Origin of the sequence: Affinirhizobium lemnae (genome assembly GCF_022968395.1) — a bacterium.
Lineage (GTDB): Bacteria > Pseudomonadota > Alphaproteobacteria > Rhizobiales > Rhizobiaceae > Neorhizobium > Neorhizobium lemnae.
In genome coordinates this window covers 1-26,906 of sequence record NZ_JALJQZ010000024.1, presented here as the reverse complement: position 1 = coordinate 26,906, position 26,906 = coordinate 1, and the positions used below count along the sequence as shown (strand labels likewise).

Below are 26,906 nucleotides of genomic sequence, written 5' to 3'. Positions count from 1 at the left end.
GGCTATATATGCGGCAAACACGGATTTGCCTTCAATGCTCGCTCTTTGCGCTTTCACGCATATTCGCACGCAAAGCTTCTTCATCCTCGCCGATGTGCTCAAGTCGAATGGCAAGATAGGGCGCAAGCCTACGCGGTTAAAGGCGGCAGATTGCCCTCACAGCTCGAAGGATAAGCAGAAGGTAGGCAAGCCGAGAATTTGGAACTCGGACAAAATCTACGTATGATTGATTTAAATATTTTCACGCTTCTTTTACGTGAATTCACAAGACAAAGCAGATGGGTTTTCGTATCTAGATTGCGCACATGATTCATTAACACGGAGAAATTGCAATGAAGACCTATCTTACCGCCTCCCTCGCTTTGATTATGGGTGCGACGATGGCACACGTCGGTCATGCTCAGTCTGCGGATCTCAAGCTCGCTGCGCTGCCAGCAAGCGATTTCGCATTTTGCCTGGCCAGTGATGCCGTATTCGTGGCGGGCGCAACATCAGCCACAGAAACGGGCATCGTCGTTACCAATGTTGGTAACGCCCTGACTAATACCGGTGGCAAGGTTGTGGTTGCAGCCAACAACTTTTACAAGAACGGCGCTGGCGGAGAATGGACATCGAACATGGGCCAGTTCAACCTGCCGGGCGGTAGCTGCTACAATGTGGCGACGATGATGAAGACCACATCTCCAAACGGTAGCACCGCCTGGACATGCGCAGCAACAAGCGGCGCGGCTTCCAACGCAGGCGCAACGATCAGCGGCCTCATCAGCACGCAGACCCAGGTACTCAACATTGCGACGGGCTATGTTACCGCCGGCGTATCTTCCACGCTCAACAATGCACCAACCGTGAATTGCCCCTATTGATCTGATGTGACCTTATCGAGCAGGAACGCACAATCTCTGTCGACGTGACATCCGTCAGACATGGTGAAGATGCTCGAGGAAAGAGCGTTTGTGGTTTTCATAAAAACGGCAAACGCTCCTTCTATCAAAGATGCGGATCGAAGACAGCGACCGCAAGCCCGGCCTCGCTATCCTTAGCCTTGGCCTTGACACCTGCAATGGCGGCGCCGATGCGGCCAACATCATCCAGTAGAAGGCCTTTGGGCAATTCCACGACTCCGATCGAACAACGCAGCAGCGGAAAATCGCGCTCTATACCGTTGCGATCATGGCCGCGAATTCGACCAGAGGCGCGATCCTCGCTGGAATAGAGCTGGACCACATCATCATGGAAATCCGACAGCAGGCGGCCGAGAATTTCCTGCGCCTCCCCCCATGTCCAGTCGCGAAGACCGATGAAGAAATCATCGCCGCCGACATGACCAAGGAAATCGCCCTGCGAGAAGAAGTAGCGCTTCATCAGAGCGGCAAACAGGGTGATGGCATGATCGCCCATCTGGAAGCCGTAATGATCGTTGAACGGCTTGAAGAAGTCGAAATCGCAATAGCAGAAAAAGCGGGTCTGGTCGTCATCGCGACCCGCTTCCAGCATGAAATCCCGGATCGCCCGATTACCCGGAAGACCCGTCAGCGGGTTCTGATCCTGTGCGATCTGCAATTGCTTCTCGTTGATGACGCGAATGAGCGACGCGGCAGACACTACGCCTGCATAACGCATGTTTTCCGTCAGGATCACACAATCGCTGCCATCCATGTTGGCGAAGATGGTCATCAGCCTCTCGGCATTGGCATCGAGCCCGATGATCGGCGCACCTTCCACGAAGTGCGCAATGGAGCGCTCGTAAAGCTTGTTTTTCAAAAGGTCGCGACCGAACGGGCGATAGATGAATTCCTTCAGGTGATGCTCGCTGATAATGCCGCGCGGCTCGCCATTGGCATTCAGAACAGGGAAGAAGGCCTGACGTGGATTGGCACGAAAGAGTTCGAAAACCGCATCGATGCTTTCGTGCTCGAACACGGTCGGCAGACGCTCAATCTGCCTGCGAATCAGGATCTCGTCCAGCGACTGGCTGGTGCGGCGTGCACGGCCCAAATCGGCAAGCGAAGGATAGGCGGGTTGCAATTCATTCACAAAGGTCGTGGGGCGGGCAATGAACCAGCCTTGAACCATATCCGCACCCGCCTCACGGCAGGCCAGACACTCCGCCTCCTGCTCGACACCTTCCGCAATCACCCGGATGCCCAGTACATGGGCGATGTTGACGAGATTGCGCACGAGGTGGCGTTTGCGCGGGCTGGCATCCAGACCGGCGATAAAGTGCCGGTCGATCTTCAGATAATCGACCGGGAAATCGCAGAGAAGCTTTATCTCCGCATGGCCGACGCCGAAATCATCGATTGCCAGCTTGAATCCTGCCTGACGCATGCGCTTCATCAAAGCTGCAAACTCAGGTGCGCTGGTATTGTCGAAACGCTCGGTCAGTTCGAAGCAGACAGAGGATGGCGGGATTTCGGCTTGTCGCAGCTGTTGCAGCATTCGGTCAACAATCTGACCGCCAGAGCGAATGAGTCGGCCATCCAGATTGATGAACAGGGTAGCATGAGCGAAATCCGGCACGGTGGCGAATTTCGCCAGAGCACGGGCCGACAGCATCTGTTCGATCGCTAGAAGCTGGCCCGCCTCTTCTGCCGTATCCAGAAGCTCCAGCGGGGATGCAAAGCCCAGCCTGCCATGGCCGCGCAGAAGCGTTTCATAGCCGAAGACCTTGCCCGTCGAGAGTTCGACAATGGGCTGCAGGGCGCTTTCGATGACAAGCTTGCTCAGGTTCAGCAATTGCCCGTCGGCAAAACGCCGCAGCACAGGAGTTTCGATGGGCACGGCCCCGGACATCACGACGTCTCCCTGACGCATTTTCTATTGCGAGAGATCATCACATCCGAGTCATCAACAGATGGTTGATGTAGTATGATAGTTTTGTGAAGAAGCAACCTCTAAATCACCGGAATATTGGGCCTTTTGACTATCGACTCGACTACATCGACCTCACCAATTGTGGTTTCGATTTTTATTGATTGATCAGTCAATCAAAAATATAATCCGCTTTAACAGGAGATTGAAATGCCTAAGCTTGGAATGGAGCCGGTTCGCCGCAAGGCGTTGGTGGACGCAGCCTTGAAGACGATTGGCAGCCATGGCTCGCTGGATGTCACCATGTCCGACATCGCGCGCGAGGCAGGCGTTTCTCCGGCGCTGGCGCACCATTATTTCGGTAGCAAGCAGCAATTGCTGATCGCCACAATCCGGAGTCTTTTGAGGGAGTTGCGCCGTGATGCTGTGACAGCGATTCAGCAGGCTCACACACCACGTGAACGGCTTTCCGCCGTCATTCGCATCTCGTTCCAGGCCAACCAGTTCACGCCGGAAACGGTGGCGGCCTGGCTTGCCTTCTATGTGGAAGCGCAGCGTTCAGAGGAAACGAGGCGCCTGCTGGTGCTCTATGCGCGGCGCCTGCATTCCAACCTGATGCATGCGCTGAAGCAGCTTGCCCCTGCCCCGCAGGCCGCACGCATTGCCGAAGGTGCGGCGGCCCTGATCGACGGCCTCTATATCCGCCAGTCCTTGCGGGCAGCACCCCTTTCCATCGATGCGTCGATTGCGCTGGTGGAAGAGTATGTGACGGCGCAACTTACTCAGTTTCCTCAGACATCCGCCCCCGGAGAACAAGCATGAAAGCCCAGCCGCAAGCCTCTCACTTCATTGATGGTGCCTATGTCGAGGACAGCGCAGGCACGGTCATCGAAAGCATTTTCCCGGCCACCGGCGAGGTAATTGCGCGTCTCCACGCCGCAACGCCTGCCATCGTCGAAAAGGCGGTTCAGGCAGCCAAGCGGGCACAAAAGGAATGGGCGGCCATGAGCCCGACAGCGCGTGGCCGGATCCTTCGCCGTGCTGCCGACATCATGCGCGAGCGCAACCGCGAGCTTTCTGAACTGGAAACGCTGGATACCGGCAAGCCCATTCAGGAAACCATCGTGGCCGACCCGACGTCTGGCGCAGACAGCCTTGAATTCTTCGGCGGCATCATCGCCACCGCGCTCAACGGATCGCAGATCCCGCTGGGGTCAGACTTCGCCTATACCAAGCGCGTGCCGCTCGGCGTCGTCGTCGGCATCGGGGCCTGGAACTATCCGCAGCAAATCGCCTGCTGGAAGGCGGCACCGGCGCTGGCCGCGGGCAATGCCATGGTGTTCAAGCCTTCGGAAGTCACTCCGCTCGGCGCGCTGAAGATCGCTGAAATCCTCATTGAGGCGGGCCTGCCGAAGGGTGTGTTCAACGTGATCCAGGGGGACCGCGATACGGGACCGCTTCTCGTCTCGCACCCGGATGTCGCCAAGGTTTCGCTGACCGGCTCGGTGCCAACAGGCCGCAAGGTGGCGGGTGCCGCAGCCAGCCAGTTGAAGCATGTGACCATGGAGCTTGGCGGAAAATCGCCGCTCATCGTGTTTGAAGATGCGGATCTGGAAAGCGCGATTTCCGGCGCCATGCTCGGCAATTTCTATTCGACCGGCCAGGTGTGCTCGAACGGCACGCGCGTCTTCGTTCACACGGCGCTGAAGGAGCGTTTTCTGGCGCGGCTGAAGGAGCGCACGGAAGCGATCATGCTGGGCGATCCGCGCGATGAGGCAACCCAGATGGGGCCGATGGTATCGCGTGCCCAGCGGGAAAAGGTTCTCTCATACATCGAAAAGGGCAAGGCGGAAGGAGCGAGGCTCGTGACCGGGGGCGGCATTCCCAATGCAGTGTCGGGCGAAGGCTTCTATGTGCAGCCAACGGTGTTTGCCGATGTGCGCGACGACATGGTGATTGCGCGCGAAGAGATTTTCGGCCCGGTGATGTGCGTGCTGGATTTCGAGGATGAGGCCGATGTGGTGGCCCGCGCCAATGCCACCGAATTCGGTCTGGCCGCCGGCGTGTTCACCGCCGATATCAGCCGCGCGCACCGCGTTGTGGATCAGCTCGAAGCAGGCACGCTGTGGATCAACACCTACAATCTCTGCCCGGTGGAAATTCCCTTCGGCGGCTCCAAGCAATCCGGCTTTGGGCGTGAAAATTCCGCAGCCGCGCTGGAACACTATAGCGAACTCAAGACCGTCTACGTCGGCATGGGTAAGTGCGAAGCGCCGTATTGAGAAGCACTGCCGGAGGGTGGAAACACCCCCCTCTGCCCTGCCGGGCACCTCCCCCTCAAGGGGGGAGATCGGCAGAACGGTACCCGATCGCCCACTTGTTGGCGGTGCGGAATGAAGACAAGGCCACCTATGGCCGAAGAGAACCGAGGCGGTGCCGCAAATCGATCTCCCCCCTTGAGGGGGAGATGGCTGGCAAGCCAGAGGGGGGTGAGCCCCAAGCAGAAGACCTAACGGAACGACTATCATGAGCTACGCAGATTTCGTCATTATCGGTTCCGGCTCGGCGGGCTCTGCCATGGCTTACCGTCTTTCCGAGGATGGCAGGCATACGGTGATCGTGCTGGAATTCGGCGGTTCCGACATCGGGCCTTTCGTGCAGATGCCGGCGGCGCTTGCCTTTCCCATGAACATGGACCGCTACAACTGGGGCTATCTCTCCGAACCCGAGCCACATCTCAATAACCGCCGCATGATTGCGCCGCGCGGCAAGGTGGTGGGCGGCTCCTCCTCCATCAACGGCATGGTCTATGTGCGCGGCCATGCGGAAGACTTCAACCGTTGGGACGAGATGGGCGCGACAGGCTGGGCCTATGCCGATGTGCTACCCTACTTCAAGCGCATGGAGAATTCACACGGTGGTGAAGACGGTTGGCGCGGCACGGACGGCCCCTTGCATGTGCGCCGTGGCGAGGTGAAGAACCCGCTCTACCGCGCTTTCATCGAGGCAGGGCGACAGGCCGGTTTCCCGGTGACGGACGATTATAACGGCCGCCAACAGGAAGGCTTTGGCCTGATGGAGCAGACGAGCTGGGCCGGTCGCCGCTGGTCCGCCGCCAATGCCTATCTGAAGCCTGCGCTGAAGCGCCCCAACTGCCGGCTCATTCGCTGCTATGCGCGGCGCGTGGTTTTCGAGGGCCTGAAGGCGGTCGGCGTCGAAGTGGAAATCGATGGCCGCATCGAGGTGGTGCGCGCAAACCGGGAGGTGATCGTTGCGGCATCTGCCTTCAACTCGCCAAAGATCCTGATGCTATCGGGTGTCGGTCCGGCCGCGCATCTGAAGGAAATGGGCATCGAGGTTGTGGCGGATCGTCCGGGCGTTGGCCAGAATTTGCAGGATCATCTGGAATATTATCACCAGTTCAAATCGAAGCTGCCGATCACGCTGCATTCAAAGAACAACTGGTTCTGGAAGGGCGTTGTCGGCGCGCAATGGCTGTTCTTCAAGACAGGGCTCGGCACCTCAAACCAGTTCGAGGCAGCTGCCTTCATACGTTCCGCAGCGGGTGTGAAATGGCCGGATATTCAATATCACTTCCTGCCGATCGCGGTCTCCTATGACGGGAAATCGGCGGCTGAGGGCCACGGTTTCCAGGCGCATGTGGGCTACAACATGTCGAAGTCACGCGGCTCGGTGACGCTGCGCTCGCCCGACATGAAGGACGCACCGGTGCTGCGCTTCAACTATATGAGCGACCCGGAGGACTGGGTGAAGTTCCGCCATGCCGTGCGGGTGACGCGGGAAATCTTTTCGCAACCGGCCTTCGCGCCCTATGTGGACAGCGAGATCCAGCCGGGCGCGAAAGTCCAGAGCGATGACGAGATCGATGCCTTCCTGCGCGAACATCTGGAGGGCGCCTATCACCCATGCGGCACGTGCAAGATGGGAAGGACGAGCGACCCGATGGCCGTGGTGGACCCGACAACGAAGGTGATTGGCGTCGAGGGTCTGCGCGTGGCGGATTCATCGATCTTCCCGCATGTGACCTATGGCAATCTGAACGGCCCTTCGATCATGACCGGCGAAAAGGCCGCCGATCATATTCTGGGCCGTGACCCCCTGCCCCGCAGCAACCAGGAAGCTTGGACGAACCCGAATTGGCAGGTGAGTGATAGGTAGATGCGATCAGACGCGATAAGGGATGCGCACGCCGGGATCGTCGACCGGCAGATCCTTCGCATCCCGCGTCACCAGCAGGCAATCCCCCACACGAGCACTTGCCCAGACAATGGCGTCCGGCAGCTTCAATCGATACTGACGGCGTAGACGCACTGCTTCCTCGGCCACAGACTTATCGATCTCGACCAGTTGGAAGTTTGAGAGAAACGCTTCTGTTGCCTGGCGATAGTCGTCGGCGGTGCCGACCATGACCTCCATCCATGAAACCATGCTGATGGCGCGCTGCCGATAGCGCTCGATCTCGTTTCGGGCAGCATCGATACCGTTCAGATAATCGATGAGAATGTTGGTGTCGAAGAGCGCTTTCACCACTCCTCCCGCAGGGATCGCTGATATTCCACGCCATCCTGAATGTCCGCCGTTTTGGACCACAGGCCAAAGGCATCCTGCATATCGGAGCGGGTCCGCTTTTCCAGAAGCTCTGCCACCGCCTCCCGGATGAGAGCGCTTCGGGAGACCTTCTCTTCCCGCGCAATACGGTCCAGAGCGGAGACAGCGCTTTCTTCAATGTCGACAAGCGTGCGCATGGTTCCTCTTATATCAATTGACGATATCATATATATCCTGCCTACGATTTTGTTTCAATCCCGACCGACGGATCTGGCTTTCTCGCCCGTTCAAGGCTCAACACGAACCTGAACCAAATTCTGCGTCGGGAGAACAAAGATCCGCATCCTGTTGAACCTTTTGCGATTTGCCAGCATCATGGGCTCCGCGTGGCGCGAGGCCCGTGTGCAGTAGCAGCAAACGATGAGCCTTGATCCCGATGCAGAACTGGTGCGGCGTGTGGCAGCGGGAGATCCGTCCGCCATGCGCGAACTGGTGTCTGCCAAGCTGCCGCGGTTGCTGGCGCTGGCGCAGCGAATGCTGGGTGACCGCAGCGAGGCGGAAGACGTGGCGCAAGAGACCTTCCTGCGCATCTGGAAGCATGCCGGGAACTGGCGGCAAGGCACGGCGAAATTCGATACCTGGGCGCACCGCATATCGCTGAACCTGTGCTACGACCGGCTGCGAAAGAAGCGTGACGTGCTGACGGATGTCCTGCCGGAACAGATCGACCCCGGCGCTCTGCCAGATGCGGGTCTCATGGCGGCGGAAGGCGATGCCGCCCGAGTCGAACGCGCACTGCAAAACCTTGCTCCGCGCCAGCGGGAAGCCATCATTCTGGTCTACTATCAGGAGATGTCAAACCGCGAGGCGGCCCAGGTTCTCGATATCAGCGTCGATGCGCTGGAAAGCCTGCTTGCGCGCGGCAAGCGGGCATTGCAAACCATCCTGCTGGGAGATGACGACCATGCCTGAGAGCAAAGATCGCGACAAGCAACTGGAAGCCCTGCTTTCAACCTACCGCGTGGCGCCGCCGGATGCAGCGCTTGTCGGCCGAATTCTGGAGAGCGGTCAGCGCCGACTGACCATGAGAAACCGGATGATCCGCTGGCTTGTCGGTGCGGGTCTGGTGGGCCTCGGGCTGGCAGGCGGACTGACGGGTGCAACAGCCGTGGCTTTCATGCTGCCCAGCCAATCCATCATCAGGACCGATTATGACACCGCATTCGGCAGCATCCAGCCGGATGGAGACACCAGCCACATGCAGGAGGTTCAATGACCGAGCAAGGTTACCGCAGGCTCGTCATCGGCCTGCTGGCGTTCAACACATTCCTGATTGCCGCAATCTTCGGCGGCGGGCTGTACTATCTCTATGGCGACACACGTCAGCCGCCGTCCCGCCTGCCGCTGGCTGGCGAGCAACTGCCGGGGAAGCAGCGGGGTGAATTGCAGAAGGCACTGGCCGAAGCACGCCGGGATGTGCGTTCCGTTTCGCTGGAGGCAAGGCAGGCGCGCGTGGAGGCTGCGGCCCTGATGGGCAAGCCGGACCTCGATGCCGATGCCTTGCGCGATGCGCTGAAACGGGCGCGCGATGCGGAATACGCGGTCAGGGCCGCGACGGAGGAGCGTGCAATCTCGTTCGCGACGGGTCTTTCGCTGGATGAACGCCGCCGTCTGGCGGATGGTCTGGTGCAGCGTGAAGCACCTCGACCGCCTGCCGCGAAATAATCACAATTTCGAACCGACGGATTTTCTAAAGTCCGTGCGTTGAAGAGCCGATAACGAAACGGAGTTCGTATCGGCCATGGCAAATAATCCCGGCCTTTCAAAGGATCTCGAAGCGGCACTGACGCTCTGGCGTTTTGGCCTCGGCGCACAGGAAGGCAGCATTTCGGCGATCAAGGGCGATCCGCGTGACCTGCTTTTGCAGGAGGTGACGGAGCAGGCCGTGCCGCACCCAGTGGGCGGCAGCCTTCGCTCGACGCAGGATCTGCTGGTTTCCCTCTACGACTTTCAAGCCGAAGTGAAGGCGGAGCGCGAGCGCCCTCTTCCGGCTGTTGCCGCCAATGCAGCCGCGACGGCGATGGCTGCCAATGGCGCCAAGCCTGCCGAAATGGCGGGCGGCACCATGGATGCAGGCGGTATGGGTGGCGGCGGAATGGGTGGCGGCGGAATGGGCGGATCAATGGCTGGCCCTGCCCCGGGAACTGGCGCGACTGGAAATGGCGCCCCCGGAAACGGCAAGGCAAACAAGGCCGACGTACAGCCGTCCAAGCGTCCCTATCTGCCACAGCAGATCCTTCTGGCGGAAGCGGATGCCCGCTTCAACGGCACCATCCATCAGCCCCTGATCGGGTTTGGCGAAAGGCTGGCCATGTTCTGGGCCAACCACTTTGCCATTGCGACCGGCAAGGGCGGCGAGGTTCATATTGCCGCTGGCGCCTTCGAGCGGGAGGCAATTCGCCCGCATATATTCGGGCGTTTCGAAGACCTGTTGACCGCTGTCGAAACGCATCCCGCAATGCTGGTCTTTCTCGATAACCGGCAGTCGATCGGACCGAATTCTCCCGCCAACAAGAACGGCAAGCGCGGCCTGAACGAGAACCTTGCCCGCGAGATCATGGAACTGCATACGCTGGGCGTCGGCACCGGCTATAGCCAGACGGATGTCACCTCCTTCGCGAAGATCATCACCGGCTGGGCCGTCTATCGCGATGAAAAGCGGCCGGGACCGCAGGGCGCATTTACCTTCAACGCCAATGCCCATGAACCGGGCGATCATACGGTGATGGGCATCACCTATCCGGAAGGTGGCATTGAGCAGGGTCGAGCCGTGCTGCGCGATCTTTCGCGCCATCCGGCAACCGCGCGGCATCTGGCGTTCAAGCTCGCCCGTCACTTCGTGGCGGATGACCCGCCACCCTCTCTCGTGAACAAGATGACTGCGGCCTATACCAAATCGCAAGGCAACCTATCTGCCGTCTACAAGGCGATGCTGAACGCAGATGAGGCATGGGATCCGCAACTGAAAAAGCTGCGCCCGCCGCTGCAATATGTCACGGCGCTTCTGCGCAGCACGGGCATCAAGCCCAAGCCACAGCAGATCCTCTCCACCCTGAAAGCACTGGGACAACCGCTCTGGGATCCGTCCGGACCGAATGGATTTTCGGACGTCACCGATGGCTGGGCTTCTTCGGAAGGGCTTGCCACGCGGATCGACGCAGCCAACCTGTTTGCCCATCAGGCTCCCGGTTCCGTCGATCCGCGCTCCTTTGCCGGTGATCGGTTCGGTCCGCTGCTGACGGCAGAGACGCTGCAGGCCGTATCTCGTGCCGAAACGCGGCCACAGGGCCTTTCCATCGCCTTCCTTTCCCCTGAATTCCAGAGGTGCTGACATGCTGTGCGAAAACCTCAACCCCACCCGTCGCGCAATCCTGGGTGCCTCCGGCGCGCTGTTTGCCTGGGCATTCATGCCGAAATTCGCAACGGCAGCGCAGGGTCGCGATCCACGCTTCGTCACCATCATCCTGCGCGGTGCGCTGGATGGGCTGACGGCAGTTCCCCCGGTTGGCGATCCCGACTATGAGGGCCTGCGCCAGCAGATCGCCATGCATACTTCCGGCGACAACGCAGCGCTGCCGCTGGATGGCTTCTTTGCGCTCCACCCCTCCATGCCGAATTTCCAGCGGATGTTTCAGGCAAAGCAGGCAGCTGTGGTGCATGCCAGCGCCACGGCCTATCGCGAGCGCTCTCATTTCGACGGTCAGGATGTGCTGGAAAGCGGATATTCGACCCCCGGCCATGTGGAAACGGGCTGGCTGAACCGGTTGCTGGAGGGGTTGCCGCAGGGCGAACGCATTGCTCCCGGCCCTTCGGAGCGGGTGCGCGCCCTGTCCGTCGGTTCCACGGCGCCGCTGGTCATCCGGGGCAAGGCACCCGTGCTCGGCTGGGCGCCTTCCATTCTGCGGGCAGCAGACGGCGATCTGGCACCACGACTGACCGACCTCTACGGCAAGACCGATCCGCTTCTGGCAAAACTGCTGCAGGAGGGTATCGAGACAGGGCGCATAGCCTCCGGCCTCGACGTCAAGGCCAAGGGTGGCGCGGGCGATCCTGACGGCATGGAACAGATGGCGCGTGGTGCTGCACGCCTGATTGCGCAGGAGGATGGTCCACGCGTTGCAGCGCTTGCCTTCGAGGGCTGGGATACCCATGCGCAGGAAACCGAACGACTGGCCAAGCTTCTGCGCGGGCTGGATAATTCGCTTCTCGCGTTCCAGCAGGAACTGGGACCGGCCTGGAAGGATACGGCCATCGTTGTCGCCACCGAATTCGGACGCACCGCACGCATCAACGGCACGGAAGGCACCGACCACGGCACCGGCACGGTCGCATTCCTGGCGGGCGGCGCAATTCGCGGCGGTCGCGTGATTACCGATTGGCCGGGCTTGAAGGAGAAACAGCTCTTCGAGGCCCGAGACCTGAACCCCACCATCGATCTACGCTCCGTCATCAAGGGTGTTGCGGTCGATCTTCTTGGAGCGAGCGCCGCGCATCTTGCCGATGCTGTCTTCCCCGGCAGCCAGGCGGTGGCTCCCATGAAGGGGCTGATTGCCTGAACCCTGCAGGCAGCCCCTTGCCCCGGACCGGTCGCAGCCTCCGCGGCCGGTCCGCTGTTTCTGGCCCGATCGCACTCTTCAGTCTTGGTTATGTTACAGCGTGGATTTTCTCCCCAGGGCGCCGAATGCGCGACAATGCCGAACCCTTTCTGTCGATCCCATTCGCCAACAATCCAATAGAGAGTCCGCAAAGACCTGACCGGTCGGCGAATTACCCTTAAGGTTAGCTCGACACCGCCAATGGTTGAACCAGAACATATCATTTCAGTTATATGTTCGATGAGATTTTTTATTTGCGGCGATGGCAGGCGTCTATACGATAAGGTCGGAGGGTGACTGTGAGGGAGGAGTGTCGGGGGCAACCGGTGGATTGATCGGCCTATCCTGGACATATGACCGCACACCCCTGAAACCGTATCGCTCTGGGAGGAGAATATGTTGCGCACATTTATGCTTGCGGGTGTTTCCGCGGTTGCCCTATCGATTTCAGCTTTTTCGGCATCGGCCGCTGATGTGGTGCTCAAGCTGCACCAGATGCTGCCGCCGCAGGCCACCATTCCAGCCAAGGTTCTTGCTCCCTGGGCAGAAAAGATCAAGGCCGATTCGGGCGGCAAGATCGAGGTTCAGCTCTATCCGGCGATGCAGCTGGGCGGCAAACCATCCGATCTCGTCGATCAGGCCAAGGATGGGGTCGTCGATCTGGTGTGGACCCTCGTCGGCTATACGCCCGGTCGCTTCCCCAAATCGGAAGCCTTTGAGCTTCCCTTCATGGTCACGAGCGGTGAAGCCACCTCCGTTGCCTTCTACGACTTCTATGAAAAGCATCTGAAGAGCGAGTACAAGGACTATCACGTGCTTGCGGTCCATACCCACGGACCGGGCCTGATCCATACGATCGGCTCCAAACCAGTCAAGTCGCTGGCCGACATGAAGGGTCTGAAGCTTCGCGGCACGTCCAAGGTGGTGAACCAGATGCTGGAAGCCATGGGTGCTTCAGCGGTGGGCATGCCGGTAACGGCAGTACCGGAATCGCTTTCAAAGAGCGTGATCGATGGAACCGTCGTTCCTTGGGAAGTGACGCCCTCGATCAAGATCGCAGAGCTTGCGCCCAACCATACGCAGTTCTCCGGCAAGACCGGCCTTTACACGGCGGCGTTTCTCTTTGCGATGAACAAGGATAGCTACAACGCACTTTCGCCCGAACTGAAGAAGGTTATCGACGCCAATTCCGGCCGAGAACTGGCACGAAAGTTTGGTCAGGCCATGGACCAGGGTGACGTGGCAGGCAAGGCCATAGCCGATAAGGCTGGCAATACCACCATCACGATCGACGAGGCAGAAACCGCCAAGTGGAAAGAACAGGGCGAAAAGGTTACCAAGAACTGGATCGCCGAGATGGACAAGAAGGGTCTCGACGGAAGCGGCCTCTACAAGGACGCCGTCGCCTTGATCCAGCAAAACACAAAATAATCCTCCCTCAACTGCTGGGCAGGATTGTACCAGACGATCTTGCCCAGCTTTTTTAGTCTGATTGACATCTGCGCCTTGTCAAAGATGCAGCATACCAGTTTCAATTTACATCAATTGCGCTCGGGGGCCTGCGATGCCAACCCATGAATCCTACTCAGCCTTCTCCAGTCTGGAGAAACGCATCACGCAACTCGCCGTCGTTCTCGTCGGTTTCGCGGGGCTATGTCTCGTCGCTGCCTGCGCACTCACAGGGCTTTCCATCATCGGTGCTCTGACCATTCGCCCAATACCTGGTGAGATCGAGGTCGTAGAACTGCTCTGCGGGCTTGCGGTCTTCGGCTTCCTTCCGTTCTGCCAATTGAAGCGCGGCCATGTGGGTGTCGACCTGCTGATCGCCGCCTTCGGCCAGAAGGCGATGAACGTGACGCAGTTGATCGGCGACATCATCATCGCGGGCCTGTTCGCCCTGATCACCTGGCGTCACTGCATCGGCTTTCTCGACAAGCTGGAGAACGGTGAAACGACCCCGCTGCTTCTGTGGCCAATCTGGTGGGGCTATCTGGTCGCGCTGATCCTTCTGATCGCCAACGTCGTTGTCTGCCTCTTTATCATCCTCGCCGACCTGCGTGACATACGCAACAACAAGGCAATTGTCGCGGCCATGGGAGCCCACTGATGTCTAGCATTGAAATTGGCCTCTGGTCCTTTCCGGTTCTGATCCTTCTCATTTTCCTGCGCGTGCCAATCGGCGCCGCCATGCTGGGCTGTGGCGTGGTGGGCACCTGGATCGTCCTTGGAAAATGGGCGCCCATCCTTTCGCAGTTGAAGTCGGTGATCTGGTCGACGAACGTCAACTACTCGCTTTCGATCATTCCACTATTCCTGCTCATGGGCCAGTTCGCGGCCCGCGGCGGCATGAGCCAGTCCTTGTTCAATGCAGCAGCAGCCTTTCTCGGGCATAGAAAAGGCGGTGTCGCCATGGCGGCCGTCGGCGCCTGCGCGGGCTTCGGCTCCATCTGCGGCTCGTCTTTGGCAACCGCCGCCACCATGGCACAGGTTGCCTTGCCGGAACTGCGCCGTCACGGCTATTCAGGCGGACTGTCTACCGCGACGCTTGCCGCCGGCGGCACGCTGGGCATTCTCATCCCGCCATCCGTGGTGCTGGTGATTTACGCCATCCTGGCGGAACAGAACATTGCCAAGCTCTTCCTTGCCGCTTTCGTACCTGGCATCATCGCCGCAATCTCCTATCTGACGGTCATCGCCATCTATGTGCGCCTGAAGCCGGAAAGCGCCGGTCAGGCCCCTCGTCTTCCCTGGGCAGAACGTATTCCTGCCCTCATTGCCGTGTGGCCGGTGGTTGTCATCTTTTTCCTCGTGGTGGGTGGCATCTATCTCGGCTGGTTCACGCCAACACAGGCGGCTGCCGTCGGTGCTGCTGCAACGGGTCTGGTTGCCTGGAAAAACGGCGGGCTGGACCGATCGTCACTGATCGCCTGCTTCAAGGAAACGGCCGTCTCCACGGGCATGATCTTCTTCATCGTGCTCGGCGCGACCGTCTTCAACTCCTTCCTCGCCTTTTCCCGCCTGCCGCAGGTTGGCGCGGAATGGGTGACTGCGCAGGGCTTCGCACCGATGATGGTGCTGATCATCATCCTGGTGCTCTACATCATCTTCGGCTGCATCATGGATAGCCTGTCCATGATCGTCCTGACGATCCCGATCTTCTTCCCGATCGTGACCGCAATGGACTTCGGCATGAGCCCGGAACACTTTGCCATCTGGTTCGGCATCCTGGTGCTGATGGTGGCGGAGATCGGCATGATTACCCCGCCAGTTGGATTGAACCTGTTCATCATCTCGGCGATGTCGAGAGACGTACCGGTGCGCGACACCTATCGAGGCATCGTACCCTTCGTTTCAGCAGATCTCCTGCGAATCATTCTGCTGACAGCGTTTCCGATCATCTCGACATTCCTGATCTAAGCGGACCGATCCACACGTCCAATTGGAGGGCCTGGTCGCGCAACGGGCCCTTTTCCTCTCAAAGGCTCTCGGCTGTGCCATAGGCCGGAAGCAAAATCGCCCGGCATCGCACGTTATAAGAAAAGGTTGTATTTCTTATAAATTAAATATCACAGCGTGCAATTTTTAACTAGACATGCACGGCCTATAGTTCTAGTTTCTCGTTGCCAGCAAACAGGAGCTGGCGAATTAAAACAAATAAATAAAAGATCCATAATTTTTACACAGGGCATTATATTGCGCCCAGGCAATATATCACAGGAATTTTTAGAATTACTACTCGCAATGCCATTTGAAGCATCGTCAGCAGATACGGTTTTCTTTACGGTCCCCGCCGTAAAAGAAGCAAGCAATTTAAAAACCGGTCTGTACATTTTCGAGGAAGGATTGGCCTTCCTCGAAACTTTACGCCTGGCTGGCAGCAGCCACAGCGTTCAAACAGGCGAAGTCCCGGCTTCGCTTGTCGCCGACGTCTTCGCAAAAGAAGGCGTCGGCGGCTGACAGGCGGACGACGCCGATTGGACTGCGACGGATACAGTCTCGCTTACCCGATCACCATACGAGCGGAGATCGAGCGGATTGGATCATCTCCATTGGCCCGAGCCGTTTCGTTCCACTTGGGACGAAGGGCGCGTAGTGTCGCTATCGCATACGTCCAGGCTCTTCGACGAGGTGGACGGCCGGTTTCGGCCAACCTTTTCAGGCGACATGTATTTTCGCAGAATGATCCAATCAGGTCGAATTCCGCTCTAAGCCTCTTCCAAAGAGGCAAGTTCTTCGGTTGTGTTGCGAGTGCCTTTGACGGCATCGGCAATTGTGGTGGAGAACAGAACATCGCGGCTAGCATCGGCAACGCGGGCAAAGACATGCCGGATTTCGCATTGTTTCTCGCCATCGCAATCTTCGCAGCGCCGGTAGGCCGTCAGCGAGAGGCAGGGCAAGGGCGCGATGGGCCCGTCGATCAGGCGGAGTACTTCGCCGAAGGTAATTTCGCTTGCTGTCCGTTGCAGCAGATAACCGCCGAGTTTCCCACGGCGGCTTTCCACGAGGCCGCTACGCTTCAGCTCCAGCAGGATCTGCTCGAGAAACTTCTTCGGAATGGCTTGCTGAACTGCAATTTCGCTGATCAGCAGTGGACGTTGGCCATCCGCCTGGGCAAGGGCAGTCAGCGCGCGTAAAGCGTATTTAGCCTTCTGGGAAATCATCAGCGACACTATGAATGGAGATGCCTGAACCGCAGCTGTACAGATCATGCTGAATATCTCGCCGAACTGTACTTTTGCGGGCGGCCCCCAGTAACGCAACCTGATGCAAAATACAAATGGCTTCATCAGGCGGTCGGAGATCGGGACCATTGCGCATTTCTGCGGCGGCAGGAGTGGATTTTTTCGTCTGCCCCCCGGCGGGAGACTGATTTGCTCTGGGCCGGTTGCGAACAGGAAGGGCATTGCTCGCAGGTTCCGCTGAAAGCCGCCATAATGATAGCTATCAGGATTGGACAGTTTTCATGGAACAGACAGATTTCTCCGGTCGGGCCGCTCAACTGGATGCACAGTTGGCGGAGCTTGATCTAACAGACCGGCTGGCGCTTGCTTCGCGGCTGGGCAATGCCGTTTTTACAACGAGCCTCGGCATCGAGGACCAGGTGATCACGGCTGCCATCGGTCTGGCGCGGTTGCCGATCAACGTTTCGACGCTGGAGACAGGCCGTCTTTTTGCCGAAACAGTTGCTCTGATTGCTGAAACGGAAGAGCGGTTCGATCTGTCCATCAAGCGCTACGTGCCGGAGCAGGGTGATATCGATGCCTATGCGGCGCAGTATGGTCTGAACGGTTTCTACGAAAGCGTCGAGGCACGCCATGCCTGCTGTCACGTGCGCAAGCTGAAGCCTCTGGCCAAGGCCCTCGAAGGTGCCCAGATCTGGATCACCGGCCTTCGCCGTGGCCAGTCGGGCAATCGCGCAACCACGCCTTTCGCGGAATATGACGCAGACCGCAACCTGCTGAAGATCAACCCGCTGGCCGACTGGTCTCTCGACCAGATCAACGCCTATGTGGAGCGTGAGGCCGTGCCGGTGAACCCGCTGCATGCGCGCGGCTATCCTTCCATCGGTTGCGAGCCCTGTACCCGCGCCATCAAGCCCGGCGAGCCCGAGCGTGCCGGTCGCTGGTGGTGGGAGAACGACGAGAAGCGCGAATGCGGTCTTCACGTCCACGAAGCGGCCAGCGCTATTCCCCAGCCAGCCTGATTTTCCCGGACACACAATGAGGGGCAGTCGGCAAGCCGCCGAACAGCCTATCGACCATTCAAAGACGCATAGCCGGACCAACCGGCAGGAAAGCCGAGACCACATGCACAAGCACACATCGGAATTCGACCCTCACCTAAAGGATCCCGTCACCAAGCCGCCGCTCGATCCGCATCTCAAGGCACTTGAAAACGAGGCCATCCATATTTTTCGCGAAGTGGCGGCCGAGTTCGAAAACCCGGTAATGCTCTATTCGATCGGCAAGGATTCGTCCGTTCTGCTGCACCTCGCGCGGAAGGCCTTCTACCCCGGTCGCGTGCCCTTCCCGCTGCTGCATATCGACACCGGCTGGAAGTTCCCGGAAATGATCGCCTTCCGCGACGAGATGGCGGAACGCTTCGATCTTGATCTGGTCGTCCATACCAATCCGCGCGGTCAGGAAGAAGGCATTGGACCGTTCAGCCACGGCTCGGCCTACCATACGGACGTCATGAAGACCGAAGCGCTGCGCCAGGCGCTGGATGCCGGAAAGTATGATGCGGCCTTTGGCGGCGCACGGCGCGACGAAGAAGCCTCCCGCGCCAAGGAGCGCATCTATTCCTTCCGCACGCCGGACCATAAATGGGATCCGCGCAACCAGCGTCCGGAACTGTGGAACATCTACAACGGCAACATCCGTCGTGGTGAAAGCGTACGCGCCTTCCCGCTGTCCAACTGGACCGAAGTCGACATCTGGCGCTACATCCAGGCAGAAAACATTCCACTGCCGCCACTTTACTATGCCAAGAACCGCAGGTTCGTGGAGCGTGACGGCATGCTGATGTGGGCGGAAGATCCGCGTTTCCAGCCGTTGCCGGGAGAACAGATCCAGGAAGGCATGTTGCGTTTCCGCACGCTGGGCTGCTGGCCGCTGACGGGTGGTATTCGCTCGACCGCGACGACGCTGGACGAAGTGATTGCCGAACTTGAAATCGCCACCGTCTCCGAACGCCAGGGCCGCGCCATCGACCGCGACCAGGCCGGATCGATGGAAAAGAAGAAGCGTGAAGGATATTTCTGAGATGACTGCTCCCGCCAATACAGCCGCTCTCGCCGAAGTTCAGGACCTGCCGGAAGCAGAGGCCGCGAAGGCCGTTAAGGACAGCCGTCCGCTTCGCCTCATCACCTGCGGTTCCGTGGATGATGGAAAATCCACGCTGATCGGCCGTCTGCTCTGGGATACCAAGGCGGTCAAGGAAGATCAGGCCGCCGCACTCTCGCGCGACAGCGGCAAACAGAACGATCTTGGCCTGCCCGACTTTGCGCTGCTGCTGGATGGTCTTCAGGCCGAACGCGAACAGGGCATTACCATCGATGTTGCCTATCGCTATTTCTCGACCGATCGCCGGTCCTTCATCGTTGCCGATACGCCCGGCCACGAGCAATATACCCGCAACATGGCAACCGGTGCCTCCACGGCAGATCTGGCCGTTCTTCTGGTTGACGCGCGCGCCGGACTTCTGGAGCAGACGCGCCGCCATGCCACCATCGCCTCACTGATGGGCATCAAGCAGTTCGTGCTGGCCGTCAACAAGTTCGACCTCGTTTCCTACGACAAGTCCGTGTTCGACCGTATCTCGCACGAGTTCAAGGAACTGGCCCTGTCGCTGGGCGTGCGCCAGATCACGGCGATCCCCATGTCGGCGTTGAAGGGCGAGAACGTCGTCTATGGAGCAAGCACCATCATGCCCTGGTATGACGGTCCGACGCTCGTGCAGGCGCTGGAACTGGCGACGATTCGCACGGCAACAGCCGGTGGTTTCCGCCTGCCCGTCCAGCGCGTTTCTCGCCCCGGTGAAAGCTTCCGCGGCTATCAGGGCACTGTTGCAGGCGGTTCGATCAAGCCGGGCGATTCCGTCGCCATCCTGCCATCCGGCATGGTGGCAAACGTCAAGCAGATCGTCACGTTCGACCTGGTACGCAATGCCGCCGTCGCAGGCGATGCGATCACGCTGGTTCTGGACCGTCAAGTGGATGTCTCGCGCGGTGACATGATCGCTTCGCTGGATGGCCAGCCCATGACCGGTCTCGGCTTCGATGCGCAGCTGGTTGCCCTGCAGCCCGGTGGCATCGAGCCCGGCAAGCGCTATTGGCTGAAAGCCGGTTCGCGCCGCCAGCGTGTTGTCGTGCAGCCAGTGTCCCAGCTGGAGCTTTCCAGCGGCAAGTGGAAGCCTCATGCGGAAACGCTGGCCATGAACGCCATCGGCAAGGTTCGCCTGAGCTTCGACGAGCTGGCGGTTTTCGACACCTATGAGCAGAACCGCGCAACGGGCGCCTTCATCCTGATTGATCCGGATACCAACAATACGGTTGCGGGCGGCATGGTGACGGCAAAGCGGTCGGATCTCGGCGGCATTCACCGCGAAGGAGAGCGCGTTCTCCTGTCGCTCCCGGCTGATCTCGCCGAAGAGCTGATGGCGAGCGAGGCGTTCGCCGCCCGCCGTGATGACGTGGATATCCGCCGGATCAGCGGCCAGCGTTCGAACGAGATTTTCGAAACGCCGGACTAGAATCAGCAACAGCCAATTCGAATATGAATGGCCGACCTCCATCGGGGGTCGGCCATTTTTGTATCAAATTAATATTTATCCATTAAAATCTAGAAACAATACTACCTAAACACTTGTCTATATTACTACAAAAATACAGAACTGTGTATCTCTAATTCAATATCGTGGCAACTTTCAAATTATGATTTTTGCTATGATGATTTTCAAATATTTTCCTACAGAACAACATTTTTTATCGATACCACTGCTTGACGGCTCCTATGTAAACGTCAAACGAGCAAAATCAGGCGCTCACGGATCGTGAGCGTGAAATTGTCGCGTTGATTGGAGCGGGCTATAACTGTCGGACAGGATCTGGTTCCAGAGCCATCTGGAAGCCGACAACGCCATTTCCGACAACATCAGCAATAAGATCGATGTGGCCTTCGGTGCAGGAGACACGGTAAAAACAGTCAGCTTCAGCGAAGAGGGCCAGTGGCACCATGGCGAGATGCCAGCCAGCGCATAAGCGGCTTTTATCGTCCGGGTCGATGTAGAATCAGGTGTCTGCGCATTTATGCCCGTGGAAGCTGGGGGGAGGATTTTCGGGTCGTGCCCCGCTTCACCAGCCGGAAGCCGAGATCCAATGTGGCTTCACTTGGCACGGTTCCACCGACGCCGCGGATCATCATATCGGCGGCGCGGTAGCCCATATCGAACAGCGGGACTTCAATCGTGGTCAGCGGCGGTTCCATCATAGAGGCAAAATCGAGGTCGTTGTAGCCGCAGATGCCGAAATCTTCCGGCACACGCTTGCCGATCCGCTGCGCTTCAAACAGCACGCCCAGCGCAAGATCATCCATTTGGCAAAACACGGCATCGAGATCCGGATGGCGAACAAGGGTGGCCCGCAAAAGTTCGGCACCGATTTGGGCTCCGGTTGCAGGGCCGGCGTGACACACGAGATCCTCGTCATATAGACCAGCTTCCTGCAAGACCTTACGATATCCCGCCAGACGCCGTCTGCCTCTTTCGTCTCCAACGGGGCCAAAGATCGCTATCTTCCGATAGCCGCAGTCCAGCAGATGGCGTGTTGCGGTCGCCGCTGCGCTTTCATGATCGATAGCAATGCAGGCTCCCCCTGTCTGGAGGTGAATGTCGACCACCTGCACGACCGGACAGGCTGCGTGTTTCAACAGCGCCTTCACCGCGTCTACCCCTTCCAGTCCGGCCAGTATCATTCCGGCGGTGTTCTGCGACAGCAACAGCTTGACCTGGCGCTTCTCCTCATGACTACAAAAATGCGTATTCGCATACTGAACACGAAAATTCGTTTCGCGAACACGCTCCTCTACCCCTTGCATAAAGCTGACGAAGGCCGGATTTGTCAGCGAGGAGACCAGAACGCCGAACGTGGAATTATGCCGACTGGCCAGCGCGCGCGCCGCCTGATCCGGCACGTATCCCATATCCTCGATGAGCCCGAGGATTCGTCCCCGCAGCTGCTCGGAAACTTTTTCAGGTTCGCGCAAGACTCGTGAAACGGTGATCGCACTAACACCTGCACGTGTTGCGACGTCCAGAAGGGTGGTCCGTTCGGATCTACCGCGTTTCACTCGTTCACCTGCATTGCGTTCCAGACCCGGGTCCGAAACATTCGACGGCCATTGAACCGGGCAGCTTTGCTGAGATGCAGTTTGTATACCGAAGCGAGACGTCCGAAATAAAACTGACTTTCACTCATTTTTGCTACCATTTCAAGGATATACGCACCTTTTTGTTCTCGCAAGTTTCAAGATAGAGCTGAATTGAACATAGGTCCAATTACACGGCAAAGTTTTCATCGTCTACGTGGCAGAAATCGCACTTTCACGAGGATTTTTGTGGGTGGTGCTGGATCCCGCTTACGACCCTCACTGCAAATCTGCTAGTTGGCAGATGGTACGGCGCGCGCAAACGCTCGAGCTGCTGAATTTCATTGCGGTGCCCAGATCCACTGGGACGGCAATCTTTCGAAGGGTCAAGATATTATGAATCATCGCTTGGTTGCGTTGGCACTCGTTGCCGGCGTCGTTTCCGGATGCACCACGGTCGGCCCCGTCTCGAGCCCCATTGAGGCGCGCTGGGTCGGCAAATCGGCCGGTTCGTTCTTTGCCCGTTACGCACCGCCCTACAGCGATTCTTCGGAAGGTTCGCAGACCGTCTACAACTGGCGCGGCGGGTTCAACCGCATCAAGGATGGGAAGGGGCGCTCGATCAGCGTCAGCTGCAGCGCAACCATTCGTGCGGATTCCGAATATCGTATCCGCTCCATCACAATCACCTCCGACCGTCCCGGCGCCAAGGGTCCGAGCTACTGCACGGAACTGCTGACAGCTGAATAAGTCTTCATCCGGCAGGACAATAGTCACCTGCCGGAATTTTCCCCGGTTCGTGATCCGGGTGCTTTGACGTCATCAAATTAAGCTATGAATCGGAGCTGCATCTGATTCGGAGGACAGGATGACTCTCATCACCGCATTCGCAGCACCCGGACATTTCTATCGCGGCAATATCCATACGCATTCCACCCGATCCGATGGCGTACGCTCTCCTGAAGAGGTTTGCCGGGCCTATCGCGAGGGCGGCTACGATTTCCTGTGCCTCTCCGATCACTTCGTGCCTAACTTCGATTTTCCGATCGTCGATACCACACCCTACCGTACGGAAACCTTCACCACGATCTTCGGTGCCGAAATACATGCGCCTGCCAACAGCCATGGCGAAATCTGGCATCTGCTTGCCTGCGGACTGCCGCTCGATTTTCCGCCGCTTGGCGAGAACGAAGATGCAGTGAGCCTCGCGCGCCGCGCCGTGGAGGCCGGAGCTTTTCTCGGGATTGCCCATCCGCAATGGTCAGGCCTGTCGATCGATGACGGACGCTCGATGGCGAGTATCGCCCACAGCGTCGAGATCTGGAACACCGGCTGCGCGCGCGAATGCGACCGTGGCGACGGCACGGCACTTCTGGATTCGCTTCTGAGCGAAGGTTACCGGCTCTCCGGCTATGCAGCCGATGATGCGCACTTTAAAATCAGGGACTGGATGGGCGGCTGGATGATGGTGAAAGCCGAAACCAATACTCCTGCAGCTCTGCTCGCAGCTATGAAGCGCGGTGACTACTACTCCTCTCGAGGCCCCGAGCTTCATTCCGTTGCTGTTGATGAAGACGAAATCGTCGTCGAGTGTTCAGCGGTGCGCGGAATTTCTGTGGTCGGGCGCGGTTCCCGCGCGGAGTATCTGGAGCAATCCGAGACGGTGCCGCTGACGCAGGGTCGCCTTTCGCTGAAGCGCTTTGCGGGCGACTGGTGCCGGGTGGTGGTGATGGATGAGCTTGGGCGGCAGGCCTGGACAAATCCTGTTTGGCTGGATTGACGGACACCAAACCTCACAAACCGAACGACTTTCGCAAGACAAGGCAGGCGCGATTAAAAGTCCTTAACCTCGCCAGGTGCTTGGTTGGCCTATCCGTAATTGAACAATTCAGCCGGGTTCCAGACGGCCAGGACGCCGACGATGCTGAAAACAACAGACAGCGCCACCAGCACGAGGATTGCTCCAAAGACGATCTTTTTCAGCATAACTTCTCTCAACGAATTGGGCGCAGCAGGCGCAGGGCATTCATCGTGACCAGCACGGTTGCTCCCGTATCGGCGAGAATCGCAGGCCACAGACCGGTGATACCGATGATCGTGGTGACAAGGAAGACCGCTTTCAGCCCTAGCGCAATCGTGATGTTCTGGACGATGTTCTTCATCGTGCGCCGCGACAGGTCAATCATCAGGGCGATGTCGCCAACACGCCCGTGAAGAACGGCGGCGTCGGCGGTTTCCAGCGCCACGTCCGTACCGCCGCCCATGGCAATGCCGATATCGGCAGCGGCAAGCGCCGGTGCATCATTGATGCCATCACCGATCTTGGCCGTGATGAAGCCCTGCGATTGCAGTTCCCGTACGATCCGCTGCTTGTCTTCCGGCATCAGTTCGGCATGCACCTCAATGCCGAGCCGTGCGGCTATTGCGGTCGCGGTTCGCCGGTTGTCGCCGGTCAGCATGATGGTCTTGATGCCCGCCTTTTTAAGGCGCTCCAGACCCTGAACAGCATCGGCACGGGGCTCATCCCGCATGGCAATCGCGCCAGCCAGGAGATGCCCCACCAGAAGAACCGAGACCGTTTTGCCGTCATCATTCAGCGCAGCAATCGCTCTCGAATGCGCCAGAGGCAGGTCTACGCGTTCGGCGGCGGATTTGGGCGAACCGAGGAAGACCTCGACCCCGTCGATGAGGGCGCTCACACCCTTGCCGCCCAGTGCCCGAAGCTCTGTTGCGGAGGGGATTTCCACCGCATCGTCCTTTGCCCTTTCGAGAATGGCCAGAGCCAGCGGATGGCTCGATCCCACCTCCAGCGCCGCCGAAAGCGCCAGCACCTCATAGCCGGTCTTGCCGAAGGGCAGGATATCCGTGACGACCGGCTTCCCTTGCGTCAGCGTTCCGGTCTTGTCGAAAGCTACGGCCGTCAACTTGCCGAGGCCTTCCAGAACAGCGCCACCCTTCATCAGCAGACCACGGCGCGCACCGGATGACAGGGCTGCAGCAATGGCAGCAGGCGTGGAGATGACCAGCGCGCATGGGCAGCCAATCAGCAGGATTGCCAGCCCCTTGTAGATCCATTCGTTCCAGTCTGCGCCCGCGAGGAGCGGCGGAATGATTGCGACCAGGGCCGCCACCAGCACGACAGCCGGCGTATAATATCGGGAGAAGCGGTCGATAAAGCGCTCTGTCGGCGCCTTCGATTCCTGCGCCTCTTCGACCAGACGAACCACACGCGCAATCGTATTGTCTTCGGCCCGGGCCGTCACGCGGATGCGCAGCGCCGCATCTCCATTGATGGTGCCTGCAAACACGGGATCTCCCACCGCCTTGCGCACCGGAATGCTTTCTCCTGTGACCGGTGCTTCATCGATCGTTGCATCTCCGGACAGAATAATGCCGTCGGCCGAAATCCGATCACCCGGACGAACGAGAATAACAGAGCCGACGGCGAGAGAATTGGCGGCAACCTCGCGCGTCTTGCCACCCTCTTCCAGAAGCGCGGTCTTCGGCACAAGTGCGCTCAGCGAACGGATGCTTTCGCGTGCCCTGCCCGCTGCCACGCCTTCCAGCAGTTCACCAACAAGGAAGAGAAACACCACTGCTGCCGCCTCTTCTGTCGCATCGATGAAGAGCGCGCCAATGGCTGCAATCGTCATCAGCATTTCTATCGAGAAAGGCGTTCCGGCCAAAACCGCCATCCCGGCGCGGCGGCCAATCGGCAGGAGGCCCACCAGCAGTGCCGCGATAAAGGCATAGGTTTCGACGGAGGGAACGAGATGGCCGAGCGCATAGGCGGCAGCAAGGGCTGCGCCGGAGACGATGGTTAGCTTCCCTTTTCCGCTACGCCACCAGTGGCCTTCCACAGGCCCGTGATCATGACCGTGCAGCCCCTCCCCGACCGCGACATCCTGATCGCCATGGGCATGAGCGCGGTCGTGATGTCCATGGTCGTGACCGGAGTGATGTTCATGATTGCAGTCGGGACCATGCCGATGACCGGAGGCTGCCGTACTCACCTCATGCGCGGGATAGCCGAGGCCAGCGAGTTTCTGGCCAATGGCATTAAGATCGATCGTACCGTCGTGCAGGACGGTCATCGTACCCGTGGTGACGGAGACCGAGACATCGGCAATGCCCGGCATGCGCCGCACCGCCGTATCGATCTTGTTTGCACAGGATGCACAGTCCATCCCATCAACACTGAATCTCGTCTTCACCGCATTATCCATGACTGCTTTCCTTTCGATAAAGACAGTCTGCGACCTCTAGCCACTAGAGGTGCAAGCGCAAATTCGCAGGGCAGGTGAATTTTTTCCGAGTTGAATGACCGGTGAAAAAGAACAGCCTTCAGACGGGCTGGATTGATTCTTATCACATTGATTTGCCTGACACTCAGCCAATATAGGTTGGAGTGGTCATCGGCTGCGAACCTTGACGGTGGTCATTCGTGTTGCATCCGTGAAGCAGCAAAGGCAGGGAATGACCGGATACCAGATCGCGCTTTTCGTTCGTCCTGATGTCGTGACGTTGGAGATCCGGCAGGCCTGGCAGCGGGAGGGGTGCGAGCTCATCGTACGAAGCGATTATCCACCGCTGGAAGAGGCCGCAAACCAGCGCTATGCGGGCGCACTTCTGGATATCAAGCTGCAGGCGAGCTATCTGTTTGATCTTTCCGAACTCCTGACGCTGCGTGCCATACCGCATGTCTTCGTCGTAACGGACGAGGCCCAGCAATCCCACTATGCCCTGAACGGCGGCCCGACCTCGATCCGGATGATTCTCGATGAACTGCTCTACCAGGATGACGAAGGCCATCGGCATTGAGTGTGTGCATGTCCTTCACCAGTGAAGTCACGGTGAACGGCAACCGCGTGCCTGACGAAGATCAGTTGTGAAGGCTTAGGCCCGCTTCGGCGGGCCTATCCACTGGAGCTAGGCGGTAGTGACGATTTAGCTATTTGAGCCAGATGGCGATGGCTGCGAGTTTGACGAATCCCATGAAGTTGGC

General features: G+C 58.8%; 25 protein-coding genes. 19 read left to right on the top strand and 6 right to left on the bottom strand.

The features are described 5' to 3' along the window. The first annotated feature begins 332 nt into the window (after positions 1–332). Positions 333–863 carry a hypothetical protein gene (locus MUU53_RS14995; RefSeq protein WP_247261614.1) on the top strand — a complete coding sequence of 177 codons (531 nt, stop codon included), beginning with the start codon at positions 333–335 and terminating at the stop codon, positions 861–863. A 124-nt stretch (positions 864–987) separates the two neighbouring features. Here MUU53_RS14995 and MUU53_RS14990 read toward each other — a convergent pair whose 3' ends face one another. Beyond that, positions 988–2,793: a GGDEF domain-containing protein gene (locus tag MUU53_RS14990; protein ID WP_247261613.1), complete on the bottom strand. Its 1,806-nt coding sequence runs from the start codon at positions 2,791–2,793 to the stop codon at positions 988–990. A gap of 228 nt (positions 2,794–3,021) precedes the next feature. On the opposite strand from MUU53_RS14990, the gene betI reads away from it, so the two are divergent. The 3 genes from betI (at position 3,022) to betA (ending at position 6,990) form a co-directional block, all read left to right on the top strand. Continuing rightward, a complete protein-coding gene (gene betI / locus MUU53_RS14985; protein ID WP_062552960.1) occupies positions 3,022–3,633 on the top strand; it encodes a transcriptional regulator BetI in 612 nt (203 codons plus the stop codon). Next, a complete protein-coding gene (gene betB / locus MUU53_RS14980) occupies positions 3,630–5,093 on the top strand; it encodes a betaine-aldehyde dehydrogenase (RefSeq protein ID WP_247261612.1) in 1,464 nt (487 codons plus the stop codon). Before betI ends, betB begins: the two co-directional genes overlap by 4 nt. A 244-nt stretch (positions 5,094–5,337) precedes the next feature. After that, positions 5,338–6,990, top strand: coding sequence for a choline dehydrogenase (betA, locus tag MUU53_RS14975; RefSeq protein ID WP_247261611.1), 1,653 nt, complete (start codon positions 5,338–5,340; stop codon positions 6,988–6,990). A 6-nt stretch (positions 6,991–6,996) separates the two neighbouring features. Here the strand turns inward: betA and MUU53_RS14970 are convergent, their stop codons facing one another. Next, positions 6,997–7,359 (bottom strand): type II toxin-antitoxin system VapC family toxin, encoded by a 363-nt coding sequence (locus MUU53_RS14970; RefSeq protein WP_343229115.1) that lies wholly within the window; start codon positions 7,357–7,359, stop codon positions 6,997–6,999. Further along, complete coding sequence (locus MUU53_RS14965; protein WP_247261609.1) at positions 7,356–7,577, bottom strand: ribbon-helix-helix domain-containing protein; 222 nt, start codon at positions 7,575–7,577, stop codon at positions 7,356–7,358. The genes MUU53_RS14970 and MUU53_RS14965 overlap by 4 nt, the downstream gene beginning before the upstream one ends. Positions 7,578–7,800: 223 nt before the next feature. Here MUU53_RS14965 and MUU53_RS14960 point away from each other — a divergent pair, with 223 nt between their 5' ends. The 9 genes from MUU53_RS14960 to MUU53_RS14920 all read left to right on the top strand — a co-directional run bounded on the left by MUU53_RS14960 (position 7,801) and on the right by MUU53_RS14920 (position 15,992). Beyond that, entirely contained in the window at positions 7,801–8,352 is a 552-nt protein-coding gene (locus MUU53_RS14960; protein ID WP_247261608.1) for an RNA polymerase sigma factor, read from the top strand. Further along, positions 8,345–8,656 (top strand): hypothetical protein, encoded by a 312-nt coding sequence (locus tag MUU53_RS14955; protein ID WP_062552965.1) that lies wholly within the window; start codon positions 8,345–8,347, stop codon positions 8,654–8,656. The genes MUU53_RS14960 and MUU53_RS14955 overlap by 8 nt, the downstream gene beginning before the upstream one ends. Next, positions 8,653–9,105 carry a periplasmic heavy metal sensor gene (locus MUU53_RS14950; RefSeq protein WP_247261607.1) on the top strand — a complete coding sequence of 151 codons (453 nt, stop codon included), beginning with the start codon at positions 8,653–8,655 and terminating at the stop codon, positions 9,103–9,105. Before MUU53_RS14955 ends, MUU53_RS14950 begins: the two co-directional genes overlap by 4 nt. A gap of 76 nt (positions 9,106–9,181) precedes the next feature. After that, the gene (locus tag MUU53_RS14945; RefSeq protein WP_247261606.1) at positions 9,182–10,771 is read left to right on the top strand and encodes a DUF1800 domain-containing protein; all 1,590 of its coding nucleotides are present in this window, start codon (positions 9,182–9,184) and stop codon (positions 10,769–10,771) included. A 1-nt stretch (position 10,772) separates the two neighbouring features. Further along, the gene (locus MUU53_RS14940) at positions 10,773–11,996 is read left to right on the top strand and encodes a DUF1501 domain-containing protein (RefSeq protein ID WP_247261605.1); all 1,224 of its coding nucleotides are present in this window, start codon (positions 10,773–10,775) and stop codon (positions 11,994–11,996) included. Between the two features lie 435 nt (positions 11,997–12,431). After that, positions 12,432–13,466, top strand: coding sequence for a TRAP transporter substrate-binding protein (locus MUU53_RS14935; RefSeq protein WP_247261604.1), 1,035 nt, complete (start codon positions 12,432–12,434; stop codon positions 13,464–13,466). 133 nt (positions 13,467–13,599) lie between these two features. Further along, on the top strand, positions 13,600–14,142 hold the full coding sequence (locus tag MUU53_RS14930; protein WP_247261603.1) for a TRAP transporter small permease: 543 nt from the start codon (positions 13,600–13,602) through the stop codon (positions 14,140–14,142). Further along, a complete protein-coding gene (locus tag MUU53_RS14925; RefSeq protein WP_247261602.1) occupies positions 14,142–15,452 on the top strand; it encodes a TRAP transporter large permease in 1,311 nt (436 codons plus the stop codon). The genes MUU53_RS14930 and MUU53_RS14925 overlap by 1 nt, the downstream gene beginning before the upstream one ends. Before the next feature lie 324 nt (positions 15,453–15,776). Continuing rightward, positions 15,777–15,992: a hypothetical protein gene (locus tag MUU53_RS14920; RefSeq protein WP_247261601.1), complete on the top strand. Its 216-nt coding sequence runs from the start codon at positions 15,777–15,779 to the stop codon at positions 15,990–15,992. A 248-nt stretch (positions 15,993–16,240) separates the two neighbouring features. Here MUU53_RS14920 and MUU53_RS14915 read toward each other — a convergent pair whose 3' ends face one another. Next, positions 16,241–16,696, bottom strand: coding sequence for an RrF2 family transcriptional regulator (locus MUU53_RS14915; protein WP_247261647.1), 456 nt, complete (start codon positions 16,694–16,696; stop codon positions 16,241–16,243). A gap of 302 nt (positions 16,697–16,998) precedes the next feature. On the opposite strand from MUU53_RS14915, the gene MUU53_RS14910 reads away from it, so the two are divergent. The 3 genes from MUU53_RS14910 to cysN all read left to right on the top strand — a co-directional run bounded on the left by MUU53_RS14910 (position 16,999) and on the right by cysN (position 20,288). After that, the gene (locus MUU53_RS14910; protein WP_247261600.1) at positions 16,999–17,739 is read left to right on the top strand and encodes a phosphoadenylyl-sulfate reductase; all 741 of its coding nucleotides are present in this window, start codon (positions 16,999–17,001) and stop codon (positions 17,737–17,739) included. 103 nt (positions 17,740–17,842) lie between these two features. Further along, complete coding sequence (gene cysD / locus MUU53_RS14905; RefSeq protein ID WP_247261599.1) at positions 17,843–18,799, top strand: sulfate adenylyltransferase subunit CysD; 957 nt, start codon at positions 17,843–17,845, stop codon at positions 18,797–18,799. Position 18,800: 1 nt separating this feature from the next. After that, on the top strand, positions 18,801–20,288 hold the full coding sequence (gene cysN, locus MUU53_RS14900; RefSeq protein ID WP_247261598.1) for a sulfate adenylyltransferase subunit CysN: 1,488 nt from the start codon (positions 18,801–18,803) through the stop codon (positions 20,286–20,288). Positions 20,289–20,842: 554 nt separating this feature from the next. Here the strand turns inward: cysN and MUU53_RS14895 are convergent. Further along, positions 20,843–21,883, bottom strand: coding sequence for a LacI family DNA-binding transcriptional regulator (locus tag MUU53_RS14895; RefSeq protein ID WP_247261597.1), 1,041 nt, complete (start codon positions 21,881–21,883; stop codon positions 20,843–20,845). A gap of 414 nt (positions 21,884–22,297) precedes the next feature. On the opposite strand from MUU53_RS14895, the gene MUU53_RS14890 reads away from it, so the two are divergent. Together MUU53_RS14890 and MUU53_RS14885 are read left to right on the top strand one after the other, a co-directional pair. Then, positions 22,298–22,651 carry a hypothetical protein gene (locus MUU53_RS14890; protein WP_247261596.1) on the top strand — a complete coding sequence of 118 codons (354 nt, stop codon included), beginning with the start codon at positions 22,298–22,300 and terminating at the stop codon, positions 22,649–22,651. Between the two features lie 118 nt (positions 22,652–22,769). Continuing rightward, positions 22,770–23,681: a CehA/McbA family metallohydrolase gene (locus MUU53_RS14885; protein ID WP_247261595.1), complete on the top strand. Its 912-nt coding sequence runs from the start codon at positions 22,770–22,772 to the stop codon at positions 23,679–23,681. A 214-nt stretch (positions 23,682–23,895) separates the two neighbouring features. Here the strand turns inward: MUU53_RS14885 and MUU53_RS14880 are convergent, their stop codons facing one another. Beyond that, positions 23,896–26,127 (bottom strand): heavy metal translocating P-type ATPase, encoded by a 2,232-nt coding sequence (locus tag MUU53_RS14880; protein WP_247261594.1) that lies wholly within the window; start codon positions 26,125–26,127, stop codon positions 23,896–23,898. A 202-nt stretch (positions 26,128–26,329) separates the two neighbouring features. Here MUU53_RS14880 and MUU53_RS14875 point away from each other — a divergent pair, with 202 nt between their 5' ends. After that, positions 26,330–26,722 carry a hypothetical protein gene (locus MUU53_RS14875; RefSeq protein WP_247261593.1) on the top strand — a complete coding sequence of 131 codons (393 nt, stop codon included), beginning with the start codon at positions 26,330–26,332 and terminating at the stop codon, positions 26,720–26,722. Positions 26,723–26,906 lie beyond the last annotated feature (184 nt).

Bases quoted from the DNA above. Each gene is read 5' to 3' on its own strand.
- MUU53_RS14995 (WP_247261614.1), top strand. From the start codon at position 333: ATGAAGACCTATCTTACCGCCTCCCTCGCTTTGATTATGGGTGCGACG.
- MUU53_RS14990 (WP_247261613.1), bottom strand. From the start codon at position 2,793: ATGTCCGGGGCCGTGCCCATCGAAACTCCTGTGCTGCGGCGTTTTGCC.
- betI (WP_062552960.1), top strand. From the start codon at position 3,022: ATGCCTAAGCTTGGAATGGAGCCGGTTCGCCGCAAGGCGTTGGTGGAC.
- betB (WP_247261612.1), top strand. From the start codon at position 3,630: ATGAAAGCCCAGCCGCAAGCCTCTCACTTCATTGATGGTGCCTATGTC.
- betA (WP_247261611.1), top strand. From the start codon at position 5,338: ATGAGCTACGCAGATTTCGTCATTATCGGTTCCGGCTCGGCGGGCTCT.
- MUU53_RS14965 (WP_247261609.1), bottom strand. From the start codon at position 7,577: ATGCGCACGCTTGTCGACATTGAAGAAAGCGCTGTCTCCGCTCTGGAC.
- MUU53_RS14960 (WP_247261608.1), top strand. From the start codon at position 7,801: ATGAGCCTTGATCCCGATGCAGAACTGGTGCGGCGTGTGGCAGCGGGA.
- MUU53_RS14955 (WP_062552965.1), top strand. From the start codon at position 8,345: ATGCCTGAGAGCAAAGATCGCGACAAGCAACTGGAAGCCCTGCTTTCA.
- MUU53_RS14950 (WP_247261607.1), top strand. From the start codon at position 8,653: ATGACCGAGCAAGGTTACCGCAGGCTCGTCATCGGCCTGCTGGCGTTC.
- MUU53_RS14945 (WP_247261606.1), top strand. From the start codon at position 9,182: ATGGCAAATAATCCCGGCCTTTCAAAGGATCTCGAAGCGGCACTGACG.
- MUU53_RS14940 (WP_247261605.1), top strand. From the start codon at position 10,773: ATGCTGTGCGAAAACCTCAACCCCACCCGTCGCGCAATCCTGGGTGCC.
- MUU53_RS14935 (WP_247261604.1), top strand. From the start codon at position 12,432: ATGTTGCGCACATTTATGCTTGCGGGTGTTTCCGCGGTTGCCCTATCG.
- MUU53_RS14930 (WP_247261603.1), top strand. From the start codon at position 13,600: ATGCCAACCCATGAATCCTACTCAGCCTTCTCCAGTCTGGAGAAACGC.
- MUU53_RS14925 (WP_247261602.1), top strand. From the start codon at position 14,142: ATGTCTAGCATTGAAATTGGCCTCTGGTCCTTTCCGGTTCTGATCCTT.
- MUU53_RS14920 (WP_247261601.1), top strand. From the start codon at position 15,777: ATGCCATTTGAAGCATCGTCAGCAGATACGGTTTTCTTTACGGTCCCC.
- MUU53_RS14915 (WP_247261647.1), bottom strand. From the start codon at position 16,696: ATGATTTCCCAGAAGGCTAAATACGCTTTACGCGCGCTGACTGCCCTT.
- MUU53_RS14910 (WP_247261600.1), top strand. From the start codon at position 16,999: ATGGAACAGACAGATTTCTCCGGTCGGGCCGCTCAACTGGATGCACAG.
- cysD (WP_247261599.1), top strand. From the start codon at position 17,843: ATGCACAAGCACACATCGGAATTCGACCCTCACCTAAAGGATCCCGTC.
- cysN (WP_247261598.1), top strand. From the start codon at position 18,801: ATGACTGCTCCCGCCAATACAGCCGCTCTCGCCGAAGTTCAGGACCTG.
- MUU53_RS14890 (WP_247261596.1), top strand. From the start codon at position 22,298: ATGAATCATCGCTTGGTTGCGTTGGCACTCGTTGCCGGCGTCGTTTCC.
- MUU53_RS14885 (WP_247261595.1), top strand. From the start codon at position 22,770: ATGACTCTCATCACCGCATTCGCAGCACCCGGACATTTCTATCGCGGC.
- MUU53_RS14880 (WP_247261594.1), bottom strand. From the start codon at position 26,127: ATGGATAATGCGGTGAAGACGAGATTCAGTGTTGATGGGATGGACTGT.